Source organism: Sphingobacterium sp. B16(2022), assembly GCF_012030425.1.
GTDB lineage: Bacteria > Bacteroidota > Bacteroidia > Sphingobacteriales > Sphingobacteriaceae > Sphingobacterium > Sphingobacterium anhuiense.
In genome coordinates this window covers 254,550-270,785 of record NZ_JAAUVN010000002.1, presented here as the reverse complement: position 1 = coordinate 270,785, position 16,236 = coordinate 254,550, and the positions used below count along the sequence as shown (strand labels likewise).

Below are 16,236 nucleotides of genomic sequence, written 5' to 3'. Positions count from 1 at the left end.
TGAACCTTAAAAAAACAACGATCTACATTATATATTGGTCGACCTAAGAATGATTAATTACATCTCCCATTAAAGGATCAGTCTTACTTGGCATCCCATTTTCAATATGTCCAGCAAATACAAAACAAAATTCTGGATCTTCTTTACAAGTTACCTCAAGATCATACCATCCATGGCTTTTGCTGAGGTCAAGTATTTTGGTACCTGAAAAAGATTGATCTAGCGAAAAAGGCTCAAAGCAACCATAATTCCGATCTTTAATCAAATAACTGTGTCCTTTATTAATCTTTTTCAGTTCCAATGCTATGGTGTTTTTTTTGTGATATTGTTTAACGATGATGGCATGTGGCTTTTCTTTATGCAACTTGAACATTCTGAAAAAGCCGTTAGGACCATGTAGCTCCATTTCGATACTATCTCCCTTTAATTGATCCATATGCCAAGCATACCTCAAAGGTTCATTTTCTTTAACCGCAAAATTCCAAACCTGACCTGCACCTACTTTTCCATAAGCCATTTGGGATCTAACCTGAAAAGGAACTCCAATTTTTTTCTTCGATTTAACAGGAACTTTAGTTTCAAAAGTAATTTCAAAACTATTATGTTCCAACTCTGCATTGACTTCCAATGCATATGGCAGTGCACATGCTGGTTTGATACCTTTCTCCTGTATAGCTTTTATTGAAGTTGGTAAACCTTTTTTACGAATTTGATCCAATTCTGAAGGTGCGATCTGTACAAATTCTGTTGGTAATTTCTTTGCACGTGCACTATAAATACGCTCTACATACTGATCCCGATTAACAGGAACTAAAGAATTAAGGGAAGTATCTGTTACTTTACGAAATACAGAATTTAAATCTCCACATACCAATCTTCTCCATGAGGAAATATTTGTTTCTTTGATATCTTTTCCTGTTTTCTGGAGTAGAAATTGTTCCAAGAACTGTAAACAAGAGGTATGATCGAAAACTTCCGAATTTACCCATCCGCCTTTAGACCAAGGTGAAGCAATCACTAATGGAACTCGAAATCCTAGTCCTATCGGGCTTTCCAGTTCCGAATCGGTTTTCCCTGTTCTTCTCCGCTCCTGTTCTTTAGTGACATATTCATCTGCCGTATGGATACCTACAGCAGTCTTTCCGGAATCTCTATTACCTTCCATTGGAGGGACAAATGGCGAAACATGATCGAAATATCCGTCATTTTCATCATACGTCAATATAAAGATTGTTTTTTTCCAGACCTCAGGATCCTTTGTCAAAATATCTAATGCTTCTGAAACATACCAAGCTCCATACCAAGGCGACCCAGGATGGTCAGAAAAACGACATGGGGCTACCAACCACGACACTGTAGGTAAGTTCTTCTCTTTAACATCTTTACGAAATTGATAAAACACATCTCCAGCAGGTACATCAACTTCCTGCTTACCCTGGCTATCTTCGTAAACCAATTTTTCTACCCGATGATAATCAGGATCACCAATATTAGTTACAAAAGCTTTTTTATGAATGGCCTGATGTAGATCGGATAACTTTTCGAAATTCTGTTTTGAAAAGCGCTGTAAATCTTGTTTTAGATCTTCAATTTGCTTTTTTAACTTAGATTCTTCCACTGAGTCTTTTAAACCGATCACATCTTTTTCTAGCTGTTTCAATTTGCATTCCATCCAGGTACGGTGCGCAGGGTGATAGCGGACACCGTATTGTTTGTGAAATTCCAGATTATTATCTGTAAAGTTGGCCAACCAGTCTTCTTCCTCACCTTCAAATCCGACAGGGATGCTCAGTTCGTTTTGATATACCTTCCAAGATACTCCAGATTCTTCTAACCGTTCTGGATAAGATTTCCAACTTACATCTTTGTAATTGATTTGGCCATTATCCACATGGGCGGTTGATTCAGGGTCACGTGGATTTTCGCGCACTGTTCCTGTCCAAAAATAGGAGCGATTAGCACTTGTCCCTGTCAGAGAAGAGCAAAAATGTTGATCACAGACAGTAAAAGCATCGGCAAATGCATAATAGAAAGGTAAATCTGCCCGATTATAATAGCCCATCGTAAGCGGCATAGCTTTATAATCTTTAATACCTGAACTTTTTGCTTCCAGCCAATTGTCCATCCGGCCATCATTACGCGCGGCTACCATATCTCGCCAACCATGTGGCAAAGAACCCATCCAAGTGGATTTACTATTAACAATATCTAAATGAAAAGGTGCAAAATATTCTCCTTTTTTATTTCCTTGTATCCAAACAGGAAGACCGTTAGGTAGTTTTAGTGCTCGAGGGTCATTAAAACCGCGCACCCCTTTGAGTGTACCAAAGCAATGATCAAATGAGCGATTCTCTTGCATTAAAAAGACAATATGCTCTGCGTCCATATAGGTCGATCCCAACGGTGCTTCAATAGCTAATGCGCGTTGAATTGATTCAGGTAACCAATTAACGACTGCTGTAGCGCCAGCTAATGCTGACGCTTTTTTTATAAATTGTCTTCTAGATTCCATTATTTCAACCACCAGGTCTGTAAGTTTATATTATCATTGCCTGCAAATTGACGTTTAATTGCTTCAGAGACTTGTACCGTATTATTATTGTATTCGTCTTGAGGATACATCCAACGGTAAGCAATTTTTACTTTATCGGCTTTAAGCAAACTTGGATAACCCGTTCTTAAATGATCAAAATATGCTGTATAGCCTCCTTGATGAAAAGAGCGTAAATATTTTTGCATAAGGATACGTTCCAATTTTTCTTCCGAAGTTTTTGCGTTATCCAAATTAACCATTTTTTGTGACAAATAACTTTCTAAACGTGATGCATCAACGTAGGTATTTAAATTTTTAGCATAATTCTCATAAAATTTAAAAGATGCCTTAATACCATTCACATAACAATCTTTCTCATTTCCTGTAATCCATCCTCTTACTATTGCCTCCGCTATTATAAATTGTAATTCTGAATAGCCTATCAGAACCAACGGTTCGGCAGTTGGATCTTTGTAAAAGCGCTCGTGTACCTTAGATAGTTTCCCTTTTACAGCTTTTTCATTGACTTCTGCATAAGGTACAATAGGATCACCGCCTTCATATGAACTAAAATCATCAAGTGCCTTACCCGCCTCTTTTCCTAAACGTGTTTGTGTGGCCAAAACAAATAAACGTGGATCTTTATGATCCTGCAATCGTTGAATAAAAGTGGAGTCCATATACATACCCGATCCATAACCACTTGAATTAAATTCGGGATATCGATTACCTTCTTGATTTAAAAAGATTAATTGTCCGTCCTCTGATCCTGTGGCATCAGCGATCAAAGTCTCTCCTTTATAAATCTTTGCAAACTCTGATTTAATATCTATAGGAAAGTCTGCACTTTTACGGGATAAAGTAAGTAATACTTTTAATCGAAATGAATTGATCAGCTTTCGCCACTTATCAGAATTTCCTCCATAAATAATATCTCCATTAATCGGATTGGTATTTGATTTCAATAAAGTATTTGCTTCTTCTAACTCCTTTAAGATTCCAACAAAAACTTCTTTTTGTGTGTCATACTTCGGCAGAAACATTTCAGAACTTTCTCCTTTTGCAGCTTCCGCGTATGGAATATCGCCAAAAGTCAAGGTTAAGTTATAAAAATAATATGCCCTAAAAAATTTGGCTAAAGCTTGATAATTATTATCAGTGATCTTTTCTGCCTCCTCAGTCATTTTAGTGATATTACGCAAAAAACTATACTGCTCAAAACTACCACGTTGCCAGTTATAAATTTGGTTGGCATTTTCACCATCTGTTTGCACAATCATTTTTAATGCATATAAAGGCGAAGTTCCATGCCAAGTCCTAAAGACATCCCATTCAACTTTTGTCAATAGCGCCTGCGGATGTGTTGTAGATGCTTCATTTGGATTAATATTGACATCTGTCAATTTTTTACATGACTGCAATCCTATTACAGTAAGCAGACCAAACCCTAGTATTATATGTTTGAAAACAAGTTTCATCTTATAGAATTGTTTAAAATTTAAAATCAAGAGATAAACCAATATATCGTGTAGATGGATCTTGCAGATTACCGTCATTCCCCACTCCAAAATCTGGATCTAGGTATGGTACTTTTTTCCACATAGCTAAGTTGTAACCAAATACAGACGCGTCTAATGTTTTCAGATGCTTCAATTTAAATAGTTTATTAACATCATAGCCAATCGATACTCGACGTAGTTTGACAAATGAACGATCAAATACATTGGCAAATAGTTTGTTTTCGGCTTCTGAGACACGAGCTTGATAAGGGTAATTTTGACTCCATGCCTGCCAATCTACTGCTCTGCTATTTTGAGCATAGGTACGTGTATCAGAGGTAATATTACCATTAACATCTCTAGTCAGCTCACCGCCGGTTACAACAACACCTTCAGGTACATAAATAGGTTTTCCAGCATCATATTCTTCTTGTCTGTACAATACTGAAGAAGGGTGTTTTCCTCCCCACCACATCTTTTCAATAGTAGTCGAATTCATAACCCCTCCAATAGATCCGTCGATATCTATATTGACCGTAAAATCTTTAACCTTAAATCTGTTCGCAAAACCAAATTGCCAATCGGGTTGAAAGTATCCTAGATACTGGGGAAACGGATTACGAATTGGCATACCTGTATTGGCATTAAGGACCAATTGTCCATCAGCTGATTTCTCCCAGACTGTTGCATAGTAGCTATCGGCACGATCACCAATTTTTAAGTTACCCATTTTAACCTGGTCTTTATAAATCTCTTCCAGTCTCTTTACTGCTCTCGACCAATTAACTGTTGAGGTCCATGAGAACTCTTGTTGTTTTATAATATTACCGGTTAAAGAGATCTCTAAACCTTTAGTGCGAAACTTGTTTGCATTAACTTTACGGGATGTGAAAGCTGAAGCTGCAGAAATACTTAAATCAATGATTTGGTTTTTATCAATAACCTCATAATATGTTACATCTGCTGATAATCTATTTTTAAATAATGCAAATGCGGCACCTATTTCTAAAGAATTAGATTGCTGTGGTAAGATATTAGGATTCACAATTCCTGCAGGATAAGTCACTGAAGGTGTAGAACCATAAGTTACATCTTTTTTATAAGTCGCTAAAATGCTATACGGATCTAAATCGGATGAAACTGATGCCCAAGAACTATATAGTTTAATAAAATCAATTTGCTCAGGTAGTTTAAAGTAGTCCGACACTACGGAACTTAGTGATACAGAAGGATAGAAAAAGGATTGGTTTTCTTTTGAGAAGGTAGATGACCAGTCATTACGTCCTGATAAATTAAGATATGTTGATTTAAATAAATTAAAATTTACAGTGGCATACGCACTTCTGACTATTTTTTCACTAAATGCACTTTCTGCTTTAACAGGTCCTTGCGTATTCCCTAAGCTGTATATAAAAGGTACTACTAATCCATCGGTCGTTTGATATAACTGACGGTATGTTTTTTTGAAAGTTGAAGCACCCGCATTGACGGTAAGCCCAAATTGATCTGAGAACTCCTTATTGTAAGTTGCCAAAACATCAGCATCAAAATTTAACTGATTACTATCCCAGTTTTTATAATCTCCATTTCTTGAATCACCATAGTTCATATAAGACTTAGGGCTTTGCATATCTTGAAAAACATTTTTTTGTCTGGCAGAAGCACGACCTTTTAGTGTAAAATCGGGCGCTACTTTCCAAGTTAATGCTGTCTGACCTTGCAACACGTCCTGGTCATATATTTGATTAAGTTCGTACGCTGCGAAATAAGGATTATTATACCATGCATAATTATAATTTGCTTGACGATATCCTTCTTGACCAGGAATATAGTGATGTTCGTTAAGCTCTTTGCCATTGACATCATTACCCATCCACAATAAAATGGTATACATATGATTTTTGGGACCATAGTTATACCGAGGATAATTAGGTGATTTAACTTTATTATAAGAAAGATTCAAATCCAACTGCACTTCTGGTCTAAAACGAAAAGATGTGTTTAAATTAAGACCTCCGGTCGTCAATTTTGTATTCGGCACCTGCCCTTTTTGAAAGGCATATTTTCCAGAACCAAATATGCTTACTTTTTCAGAGCGGTAAGATACCGTAGCATTATTTTCTGTAATCAATCCTGTTCCTAAGAAGTCTTCCAAGTTATCGTGTGACACCCAATCTGTTGGTATTCTTTCATAGCGTGATTTATCGTCGTATTTTGTACCTTTTACGTCGCCCCACCATGGTGTCACTTCACCTGTAACCTTATCTCGGATCGGACTATTCCATTGCGGTACTTTAAGTCCTGCATTTAGCTTTGGACCCCAAGCCATATCACCATCAGAAATACCCCCGTCTGCTCCATCCCAAAATTCGTATTTCCCATTTGATCCACTTCCAAATTCCTTTTGTGATTCAGGAAAAACGGTAAATCCTGCAGAAAACATGTTGGTGGTACCAAAAGAAAACTCTAAGTCTTCATTTTTAGCACTTTTTGTAGTAATTAATATGGCCCCATCCTTACCTCGTAAACCGTAAAGTGATGAAGCGGATGTACCTTTCAACACATTGATGTTCTCAATATTTTGACTTGGTATATCAAAAAAATCTGTTTCCACAGGAATACCATCAACCACGATCAATGGGGGTTTTCCACGCAATTGAAAAGAGGGTGCTTGGAAGATCCCCGTAGGGTTATTTACAATCAAACCTGATACCTGCCCTGTTAGCGCTGTCCCGATGTTCATGGTTTTCGACTCTTTTAAGACATCGACTTTCACCTCTTGTGTTGCATATCCAATTTGTTTTTTCTGTTGCTTGATACCAATAGCTGTTACAACTACTTCATCTAATTTTGATGCATCTTTTTCTAAGGTTATCTCTAGAGTAGCGTTTCTGATCTCTACAAATTGGGTCTTATACCCCAACGAAGAAATCCGAAGTCGATCTCCAACTTTTCCCTTAATAGAAAAATTCCCATTAAATTCTGTTCTTGTACTTTGTTTATTGGCTTCGTTTATGATGGTTCCCCCGTCTACAGGATTACCTTGCTGATCACGAATTACTCCTTTAATGAGTTCTTGATCTATTACTGTTCCAACAGGTGAAACAGAAGCAATTTTGTTTGCCCAAACCACTTCTGTCTGCACAGCATATAGAAGTGCTACACAGAGTGTCATTTGGGTACTTTTCTTAAATAATTTTAATGAGTATGGTTTCATCATGCTAAGCGATTTGGCGCAAAGTAATGATCTACATATTAAAGAAAAATGAAAGCAGTATTAAGTTTAAAAGGATAAAATTAAAGCAACGATAGGTTAACATACCAACCGATTTTTAACATTTAACAACCGTAAAATAGCACAATCAGAAAAATAGGTGTCTTACATGTTTTTGTTCAAGTCTATTTTCATAAATTTATACTTTATTAAAAAGCATTCCATCATGTTTGAAAAAGAAATATACGTCCACAGAAGAAGAGAACTAAGCTCTAAATTTTCATCAGGTGTTCTCCTTTTTTTAGGAAACATTGAAAATCCTATCAATTTTGAACACAATACCTATCCTTTCCGTCAAGACAGTAGTTTTTTGTATTATTTCGGGATCAAGAGTCCGAAATTAGCGGCTGTTGTCGATATCGATGCCGGAGAAACTCTTTTATTTGGTGATGAAATGACCATTGATGATATTGTATGGATGGGTCAACAACAAACTTTAAGAGAAAAAGCGCAATGGGTAGGAATCGCAGCAATTCGACCTTTTCATGAACTCCAGCCGTATTTGGAAAAAGTGCTTAAAAATAGTAATCAGGTACGTTACCTACCACCTTATCAAGCACACAACAAGTTATTACTTCAACATGTATTAGGCTTATCCATTGACCAGATCAAACCATCTGTCGAAATGATCCAAGCCGTCGTAACACAGCGCAATATAAAAGCAACAGAAGAGATCGCAGAATTAGAAAAAGCGGTGGACGTAGCTGTGGATATGCATCGTCTAGCAATCAAAATGACAAGGCCGGGTATGTATGAGTATGAAATCAGTAATGCTATTCAACATCTTGCACAAAATAGACAAATGTCATTTTCATACCCTCCCATTGTGACCAAACATGGGGAGATATTACACAATCATATCCAATATCATAAAATAAAAGCTGGTGATATATTGCTAAATGACTCTGGTGTTGAAACTGCGCTAGGATATGCATCAGATTTAACACGTTCATTTCCTGTAGGAAAAAGATTTAACCCGCTACAAGAAGAATTATACGCTGTTGTTTTAAATGCTTTTAAAACTGCTGAAGCAGCATTAAAGCCAGGAGTTGCTTTTAAAAACATCCATTTAAAAGCCTGCGAAGCACTTGCTGAAGGATTAATCCAAATTGGTTTCATGAAAGGAAATGCGCAAGATGCTGTTGCGGCACATGCACATGCTTTATTCTTCCAATGTGGTTTGGGTCATATGCTAGGACTAGATGTACACGATATGGAAGATCTTGGCGAACAATATGTGGGATACACCGCAGACGAGCCAAAAGACACCAAAACCTTCGGTATAAAATCCTTACGATTAGGAAAAAAATTAGAGGCAGGTAACGTAGTGACAGTAGAACCCGGTATCTATATCATACCTGAACTCACTCAAATGTGGGCACAGCAAAATTTGCATCACGAATTTATTAATTATGATCTGCTCAATAAGCACCTTGACTTTGGTGGTATACGAATCGAAGATGACTATGTTATTAAAGATTCTGGATATCATCGTTTAGGAAAATATCTAGAACGTGAACTCAATGAGATCTATGATCTCAAAGATCAAGGAACAGATTAGAAGCACCTAAGTAAAAATATACATGAAAAATATACGTATTATAATACTATTACTAATAGTATGCTACTTTCCAAATTTGCTATTGGCACAGCGATTTTGGGCAGAAGATGATGGACAATATTATGAATTCTCTGAAAAGGGTATTGAACTCATCAATCCCAAAAGTGCTCAACGCACGCTATTTCTAGCAAATAAATTGCTTGTACCTACAGGTAAAACTAATGCATTAGAGATAAGTCATTTTTCCATTTCGAATAATAAAGAACGTATTTTATTGTACACCAATAGCAAAAGAGTCTGGCGTGAGGAAACGAGAGGCGACTATTGGGTCTTTGACAAGAAAACAAACCAGTTGACTCAACTGGGCGCATCTTTCCCTGTGTCTCAACTGATGTTTGCTAAATTTAATCCACAAGGTACCAAAGTAGCATATGTGGTTAAATCCAATCATAATATTTATGTTGAAGATCTTGCAACAGGGGCAATAAAACAAATTACGACAGATGGTACTGATCGTATTATAAATGGAACATTTGATTGGGTCTATGAAGAAGAATTTGGATGCAAAGATGGTTTTAGGTGGTCTCCAGATGGAAATGCTATTGCCTACTGGAAACTCGACGCACGCGCTATTCGTAATTTCTTAATGATCAATAATACCGATAGTATCTACTCTTATACAATACCTATTGAATATCCAAAAGTGGGTCAAGCACCTAGCGCATGCACCATTTGGACTTACCAATTATCTACAGATGCAACGACACAGATACAAGTTCCTGGAGATGCTATTCAGCACTACATTCCAAGGATGGAGTGGAGTCTAGACGGCAAACAAGTCATCTTACAGCAACTTAATAGAAAGCAAAACGAAAGTAAAATTTATTTAATAGATGTTGCTACTAATAACGCTAAAAATATCCATAGTGAAAAAAATGATTCATGGATAGATATCAAATCACGTTGGAACAATAACGATCCAACCGGATGGGACTGGATTCAAAATGGCAAAGCTTTCATTTGGGTTTCAGAAAAAGACGGTTGGCGTAAGATCTATCAAATCGATCTTCAAGGCAATGAAAAATTAATCACGCATGCAGACTATGATGTCATCGATATTGAATTGTTCGATGCAAAAAGAGAAATGATTTATTTCAGTGCTTCACCGAATAATGCAACACAAAAATATCTTTATTCGTTATCAACCAAAGGTGGAGCTCCAAAAAGACTTACACCAGAATCATTTTCAGGAACTTGTGAATATGATATTGCCAAAAATGGGCAAATCGCGATGTTCAATTTTAGTAACAACAAAACAGCCAAGAGCAATGCTTTAATTGAATTACCAACCCACAAAACTTTAGTCGATTTCAGAGGTACAATAAGTAAAAAGCCTGAAGATGGGATAACTGAATTTTTCAAAGTAACAACAGCAGATGGTGTTAGTTTAGATGGTTGGATGGTCAAACCTTCGGATTTCAATCCCAACAAGAAGTATCCCGTAGTTTTCATGGTGTACGGCGAACCTGCTTCACAAACTGTATTGGACAATTTTAGAGCTGGTATGAACAGCTTATATAGTGGCAATATGTCTAAAGACGGTTACATCTACATTTCACTGGAAAATAGAGGTGCACCTGCCCCCAAAGGTACAGAATGGCGTAAAAGCATCTACCGAAAAATCGGACAGCTCAATATCAGAGATCAGGCATTGGGAGCAAAAGAAATACTTAAATGGTCTTTTGTAGATAGTTCGCGGATCGCAGTATGGGGCTGGAGCGGTGGAGGTTCCAGTACTTTAAATCTATTGGGACAATATCCCGAAATCTATAAGACAGGGATAGCTATTGCTGCTGTTGCCGATCAATTATTGTATGATAATGTTTATCAAGAAAGATATATGGGTTTACCACAGGAAAATTTAGAAGATTTCCAGAACGGTTCACCACTAAAATATGCCAAAAATATCAAAGGTAATCTTTTGTACATTCATGGCACTGGAGATGATAATGTACATTACCAAAATGCAGAAGTTCTCATCAATGAACTCGTTAAAAACAATGTGCAATTTCAGTTCATGTCTTATCCAAATCGAAGTCATTCCATCAATGAAGGAGAAGGAACTTCTCAACATCTGAAAACTCTGTTTACAAATTATTTAAAACAGCATTGTCCTCCAGGTGCAAGATAAAAATCAAATAACTTTAACATAAGAAAAAGTCGATATCTTAAGATATCGACTTTTTTTATAAATCGTTAACAAGCATGAATAAGATTACATATTTGAATCCAACCAATTTACAAAGGCGCATTTAAACGTAGTGGGAATACATTTTAACATTTTTTTAACAAAAAACACAAAAACAAAGACTACTTATCAGGTGGATTTTATATATTTGCATCATTAACAATAAATAATGAAAAAACACAGTACCTGTATGTACATAAAACGAATGCTTCTAGGAGGTACTTTAGCTTAATGATACACAACTATCTCCTATAACAAAAGACTCCCTAACTTCATATATTACATCTTATTAACATGATAAAACATACAACAAATTTTGTCGTAGCAGCAGCGCTTTGCCTCAGTTCAAGCGCACTATATGCACAATCTACCATAAAAGGAAAAGTAGTTGACGAGCGCAATACAGCCATTCAAGGCGCTACTATTACTGATATTTCAAGTAAAAAGCAGGTTCAAACAGATGTAAATGGTTTATTTGAATTTCCGTCAAACGAAAATACGGTTACACTACAAATACAATACATTGGATTTGAAACTAAAACGATTCAAGCAAATATTTCAGGCTTAAATACGATACAGTTATCACCTACTAGTTCACAGCTTAACGAAGTTGTTGTAACTGCATTAGGTATATCAAGAGAGAAAAGATCTTTGGGATATGCTGTACAAGAAGTAAAAGGAACTGAGTTACAAACTCGCCCTACCAATGCGTTAAGTGCATTATCAGGAAAGGTTGCTGGTCTTCAAGTTACAACTTCAGGTGGAAATATGGGCGGTTCATCCTCCGTCTTGCTCCGCGGCATCAATTCAATCTCAAACAATAACCAGCCTCTCTACGTAGTTGATGGTACGCCTATTGACAATACAGACTTTAATTCAAGTTCTACAATCAATGGTAGCGCGGGAAAAGATATAGGTAACATGATTCAGGATCTTAATCCAGATGATATTGAAAATATCTCTGTATTAAAAGGGGCGACAGCAGCAGCACTATATGGATCGAGAGCAGCAAACGGTGTTATTATGATCACCACAAAACGTGCATCAAAGGGTGAAAAGGTCGAAATATCTCTTAATACTGGTATTGACTTTGAGAATATTACCAGATTGCCCAAAAGACAACATCTTTACGGCCAGGGTTATTCGACCAATTTTCAAACTCAGAAAATCAATGGAAAAGATTATAAGATTGTCGATTATGCTTCCGATGAAAGCTGGGGTCCAAAACTTGATGGAACACCGGTGTTACAATGGTATAACCTCAACCCTGAAGATGAAGCGAATTATCTGAATCCAACACCTTGGCTTTATCCAAAAAATGATGTTAGCTATTTTTTCAGAACTGGAATAGCTAATACCAACAATTTTGCCATTGCAGGTAACAGTGGTAGCACCAATTACCGCTTTTCATACACCAATAAAAATGTAGAGGGTACCACCCCGAATTCAAGTTTGACACGAAATGCATTTAATTTTTCTGGTGGCACACAATTGGGAAAAGTCAAAATAACCTCCAATTTTAATTACATCCGTAACTCTTCTATAGGCCGCCCATGGACTGGTGCTTCCAACAGAAATATTATTCTTGAAGCTTTCCAGTGGGGTGCAGTACAAGTCGACTATAAAATACTTGAAAACTACAAACGTGCAGATGGAACACCATTAGCTTGGAACCGTACAGGCTGGCAAAATACACCTGCTGCTGAAGCAACTCGTTTTATCGACAATCCGTACTGGTCAGCATATGAATCTTACATGGAAGACAGTAGAGATCGTTTCTATGGAAATATCGGAGCTGAATACAATGTGAATAGCTGGTTAACCGTGGGAGCAAAGGTACATGGTGATATCTATTCATTGCAAGCACAGGACCGTATTGCCGTATACTCGCGAAGCACATCGCAATATGAAGAAACAAACAATAAACTCAATGAGTATAATTATGAGTTTATAGCGACTGCTAAAAAGAACTGGGATAAATTTTCACTTGTGGCATTTGCTGGTGGAAATATCCGAGACAAAAGCTGGCAAAATAACTATGCTATAACCCAAGGAGGATTAATTCTACCTAATTACTATAATTTAAAAAATGCAAATTCTGTTAAAATAGATAATTTCAAATATCACAAACGCATCGCTTCAGTTTTTGGAAGTGCCTCTTTTGGATATAATGATTTATTTTATTTAGATGCTACAATTCGTAATGACTGGTCCTCAACGCTTCCTTCTTCAAATTGGTCCTATATTTATCCATCTTTAGCGGGAAGTTTTGTTTTTAGTAATCTAGAACCATTTAAAAATTTGCCATGGTTAAGTTTTGGTAAAGTTCGATTGGGTTGGTCGGATGTAGGTAATGATACGGAACCATATCAACTTGCAAAATTGTATGAGGCAGAACAATCTTTTGAAGGTTCCCCTTCTTATACAGCACCAGCAATAAAACCAAACGATCAACTTGTTCCTGAACGGACAGGATCATGGGAAATGGGTATCAACTTTCAGTTATTCAAAAACCGTCTAGGTTTGGACGTTACGTATTACAACAACACGACAAGAAATCAAATTTTCCCAGTTCCAGTATCTTCGTCTTTTGGATATGAAGCCAAATGGCTTAATGCAGGTAAGATGAATAATAAAGGTATCGAAATTGTTCTTAATGGTACTCCGATCAAAACAGAAAACTTTAGTTGGGATGCAACAATAAACTGGGCAAAAAATAAAAACAAAGTTGTTAAACTAGACGACCAAGTCAATACGCTAAATTTAAGCAATTCCTTAGTCCAATTAGTGGCAAGAGAGGGACAATCTTACGGTCAATTTTTGGGTAATGATTTTGTTTATGCTTCCGATGGACAACGTGTCATTCAAGCAGATGGCACCTACATGAAGACCTCACAATTAGTACCATTAGGATCAATTCTTCCTGACTTTACTTTTGGTTTTCAAAATAGCTTTCATTACAAAAACTTCAATTTAGGATTTCTAGTATCCGGTCGTGTTGGAGGTAAATTCTTCTCACAAACCTATAAGGTAGGTATGTATTCCGGTATTCTGGATAAAACAGCCGCCAATAATATACGTGAAACAGGAATTGTACTTGATGGAGTTAAAGGTGACGTTGCATTTAATAGCGATGGGACATACGATGTAACTAATATTCAACAAAACACAACTAATATCACTGCTCAACAATGGGCACGTAATGAATACAATGGTCCGACTACATTTTCAATTTTTGACGCTACATTTGTTAAATTAAGAGAAGTTACCTTAGGTTATAATTTCAAATTGACCAATACCAAAGTCATTAAAAATATTGGTGTAAATGTCTATGGCCGTAATCTTTGGAATATTTATACCAAAAGTAAATACATTGATCCCGAGTTTACTTCCAGTGGCGGTAATGTCCAAGGCATTGAAGGAGGAAATATTCCTTTGCCTGTCACTTATGGTTTCAATTTGAATCTTAAATTCTAAAAAAATGAAAATAATTAATATATTATATACTTCAGTAATCGGTATTTCAATTGTTGCATCTTCATGTTCGAAGTCTAAATTTGCAGAGATCAATACCGATCCCAATCGTCCCACTTTTGTAACAACACCGACATTACTAGTGACGGCCGAAAAACAATTAGTGAATGCGCTACGCAGCGAAGATATCAGTTTAAGAGGGGCACAATTATTTTCGCAATACTTTGCACAAAATATTTACACCGATCAGTCTCGCTATCAAATACCAACAAATTACTCAGATAATTATTGGACAGCAACTTATAAATCACTAAATAACCTGAATGAAATTATTAACCTCAATTCAGATGAAAAAACGAAAGCAACTGCTTCAGCAGGAACAGCAGGTAGCAATGTCAATCAAATTGCCATTGCGCGCATTTTAAAATCTTATGCTTTCCACTCATTAACTGATGTGTTTGGTAATATTCCGTATCAATCCTTTGGTAACGCTGATCCAGATTTTCAGGCTTTGCAACAGAATCCGGATAACTTGACTCCAAAATATGCTAGTCAAGAAAAGATTTACAAGGATATCCTCACTGAATTGCAACAGGCTGCAGATACTTTAATCAAATACCAAGGGGATAAAACTTTTGGTACGTCTGATGTTATTTATAAAGGTGATAATGGAAAATGGGCTAAATTTGCGAATTCTCTTCGTTTACGTTTAGCGACACGCATCAAAACAAAAGATGCCAACTTAGCAAGCATTCATATTAATGATGCTATAAAAAAAGGCGTATTCACTTCCAATAGTGACAATGCGACATTTAAGTATTCAAAAACTTCACCAAATGAAGCACCATTATACCGCGCCACAGTTACGGCAAATAGAAAAGATTTTGCGCTTTCTAATGTCATCGTAGAAGCTTTACAAGGGAAAAGAGGTCCATTTACAATCGTAGATCCTAGACTAACTAAATATGCAAAACCAACGACTGAAAATGGTAGCTATTTTGGCCAGCCATATGGATTACCTTTAGCTGCCGGCAATTTATTTCCCCTAGACAAGATTTCTTTACCTGGAGATATTATCAATGCAGCAGATTATGCTGAGGTATTATTGGAGTATGCAGAAGTTGCCTTCTTATTATCCGAGAACAACAATTGGGATCAAACTCAATATATCAATGGTACACGTGCATCCTTAGAGAAATGGGGGGTGGCTGCATCCGACATTACTGCTTACTTAGACAAGCTGCCTGCAGCTAATAAAGAACGCGTACTATCACAAAAATATTTAGCTTTATTCAATCAAAGCGTTGAATCATGGTCTGAAGTAAGACGTACCGGTTATCCTTTATTCTTAATTAAAAAGGGAGATGTGGTATGGAGTGGTACTGTAGATGGAAAGCCTGTTATCTACACTTTCAATCCTGAAATCGGAGATGCTATCCCTAGTCGTTTGGTTTACCCGATTAAAGAGCAAAGCACCAATAAAGTCAACTATCAGGCTTCGCTTGCACAACAGGGCGATGATGTGATTACGAAGAAATTATGGTGGAACAAATAAGTGATTCCTAATTTTCTTAAAACAAAGCCAATCTGAAAAGGTATGGCTTTGTTTTATTTAAGCATATTTTCTAAACATCTATCTATCAGATC

Annotated in this window: 7 protein-coding genes; 4 read left to right on the top strand and 3 right to left on the bottom strand. The window is 36.6% G+C overall.

The genetic code is table 11. The annotated features are described in order from the left end of the window. Positions 1-43 precede the first annotated feature (43 nt). Genes HCX49_RS11590 through HCX49_RS11580 form a run of 3 tightly spaced genes read right to left on the bottom strand, consistent with a single transcriptional unit; the run spans position 44 to position 7,252 of the window. On the bottom strand, positions 44-2,512 hold the full coding sequence (locus tag HCX49_RS11590) for a phosphocholine-specific phospholipase C (protein ID WP_206368417.1): 2,469 nt from the start codon (positions 2,510-2,512) through the stop codon (positions 44-46). After that, positions 2,512-4,011 (bottom strand): SusD/RagB family nutrient-binding outer membrane lipoprotein, encoded by a 1,500-nt coding sequence (locus HCX49_RS11585; protein ID WP_132770848.1) that lies wholly within the window; start codon positions 4,009-4,011, stop codon positions 2,512-2,514. Before HCX49_RS11585 ends, HCX49_RS11590 begins: the two co-directional genes overlap by 1 nt. Positions 4,012-4,024: 13 nt before the next feature. Continuing rightward, entirely contained in the window at positions 4,025-7,252 is a 3,228-nt protein-coding gene (locus HCX49_RS11580; protein ID WP_206368414.1) for a SusC/RagA family TonB-linked outer membrane protein, read from the bottom strand. A 220-nt stretch (positions 7,253-7,472) separates the two neighbouring features. On the opposite strand from HCX49_RS11580, the gene HCX49_RS11575 reads away from it, so the two are divergent. From HCX49_RS11575 to HCX49_RS11560, 4 genes are all read left to right on the top strand, one after another. Beyond that, the gene (locus HCX49_RS11575) at positions 7,473-8,867 is read left to right on the top strand and encodes an aminopeptidase P family protein (RefSeq protein ID WP_132770849.1); all 1,395 of its coding nucleotides are present in this window, start codon (positions 7,473-7,475) and stop codon (positions 8,865-8,867) included. A 22-nt stretch (positions 8,868-8,889) separates the two neighbouring features. Continuing rightward, on the top strand, positions 8,890-11,058 hold the full coding sequence (locus tag HCX49_RS11570; RefSeq protein WP_132770850.1) for a S9 family peptidase: 2,169 nt from the start codon (positions 8,890-8,892) through the stop codon (positions 11,056-11,058). Positions 11,059-11,409: 351 nt separating this feature from the next. Beyond that, the gene (locus tag HCX49_RS11565; RefSeq protein WP_168127142.1) at positions 11,410-14,592 is read left to right on the top strand and encodes a SusC/RagA family TonB-linked outer membrane protein; all 3,183 of its coding nucleotides are present in this window, start codon (positions 11,410-11,412) and stop codon (positions 14,590-14,592) included. A 4-nt stretch (positions 14,593-14,596) separates the two neighbouring features. Beyond that, positions 14,597-16,144, top strand: a complete 1,548-nt coding sequence (locus tag HCX49_RS11560; protein WP_132770852.1) for a SusD/RagB family nutrient-binding outer membrane lipoprotein — start codon at positions 14,597-14,599, stop codon at positions 16,142-16,144. Positions 16,145-16,236: the final 92 nt, after the last annotated feature.

Excerpts from the sequence above, each read along its gene's own strand:
- HCX49_RS11590 (WP_206368417.1), bottom strand. The coding sequence starts at position 2,512 with ATGGAATCTAGAAGACAATTTATAAAAAAAGCGTCAGCATTAGCTGGC.
- HCX49_RS11585 (WP_132770848.1), bottom strand. The coding sequence starts at position 4,011 with ATGAAACTTGTTTTCAAACATATAATACTAGGGTTTGGTCTGCTTACT.
- HCX49_RS11580 (WP_206368414.1), bottom strand. The coding sequence starts at position 7,252 with ATGATGAAACCATACTCATTAAAATTATTTAAGAAAAGTACCCAAATG.
- HCX49_RS11575 (WP_132770849.1), top strand. The coding sequence starts at position 7,473 with ATGTTTGAAAAAGAAATATACGTCCACAGAAGAAGAGAACTAAGCTCT.
- HCX49_RS11570 (WP_132770850.1), top strand. The coding sequence starts at position 8,890 with ATGAAAAATATACGTATTATAATACTATTACTAATAGTATGCTACTTT.
- HCX49_RS11565 (WP_168127142.1), top strand. The coding sequence starts at position 11,410 with ATGATAAAACATACAACAAATTTTGTCGTAGCAGCAGCGCTTTGCCTC.
- HCX49_RS11560 (WP_132770852.1), top strand. The coding sequence starts at position 14,597 with ATGAAAATAATTAATATATTATATACTTCAGTAATCGGTATTTCAATT.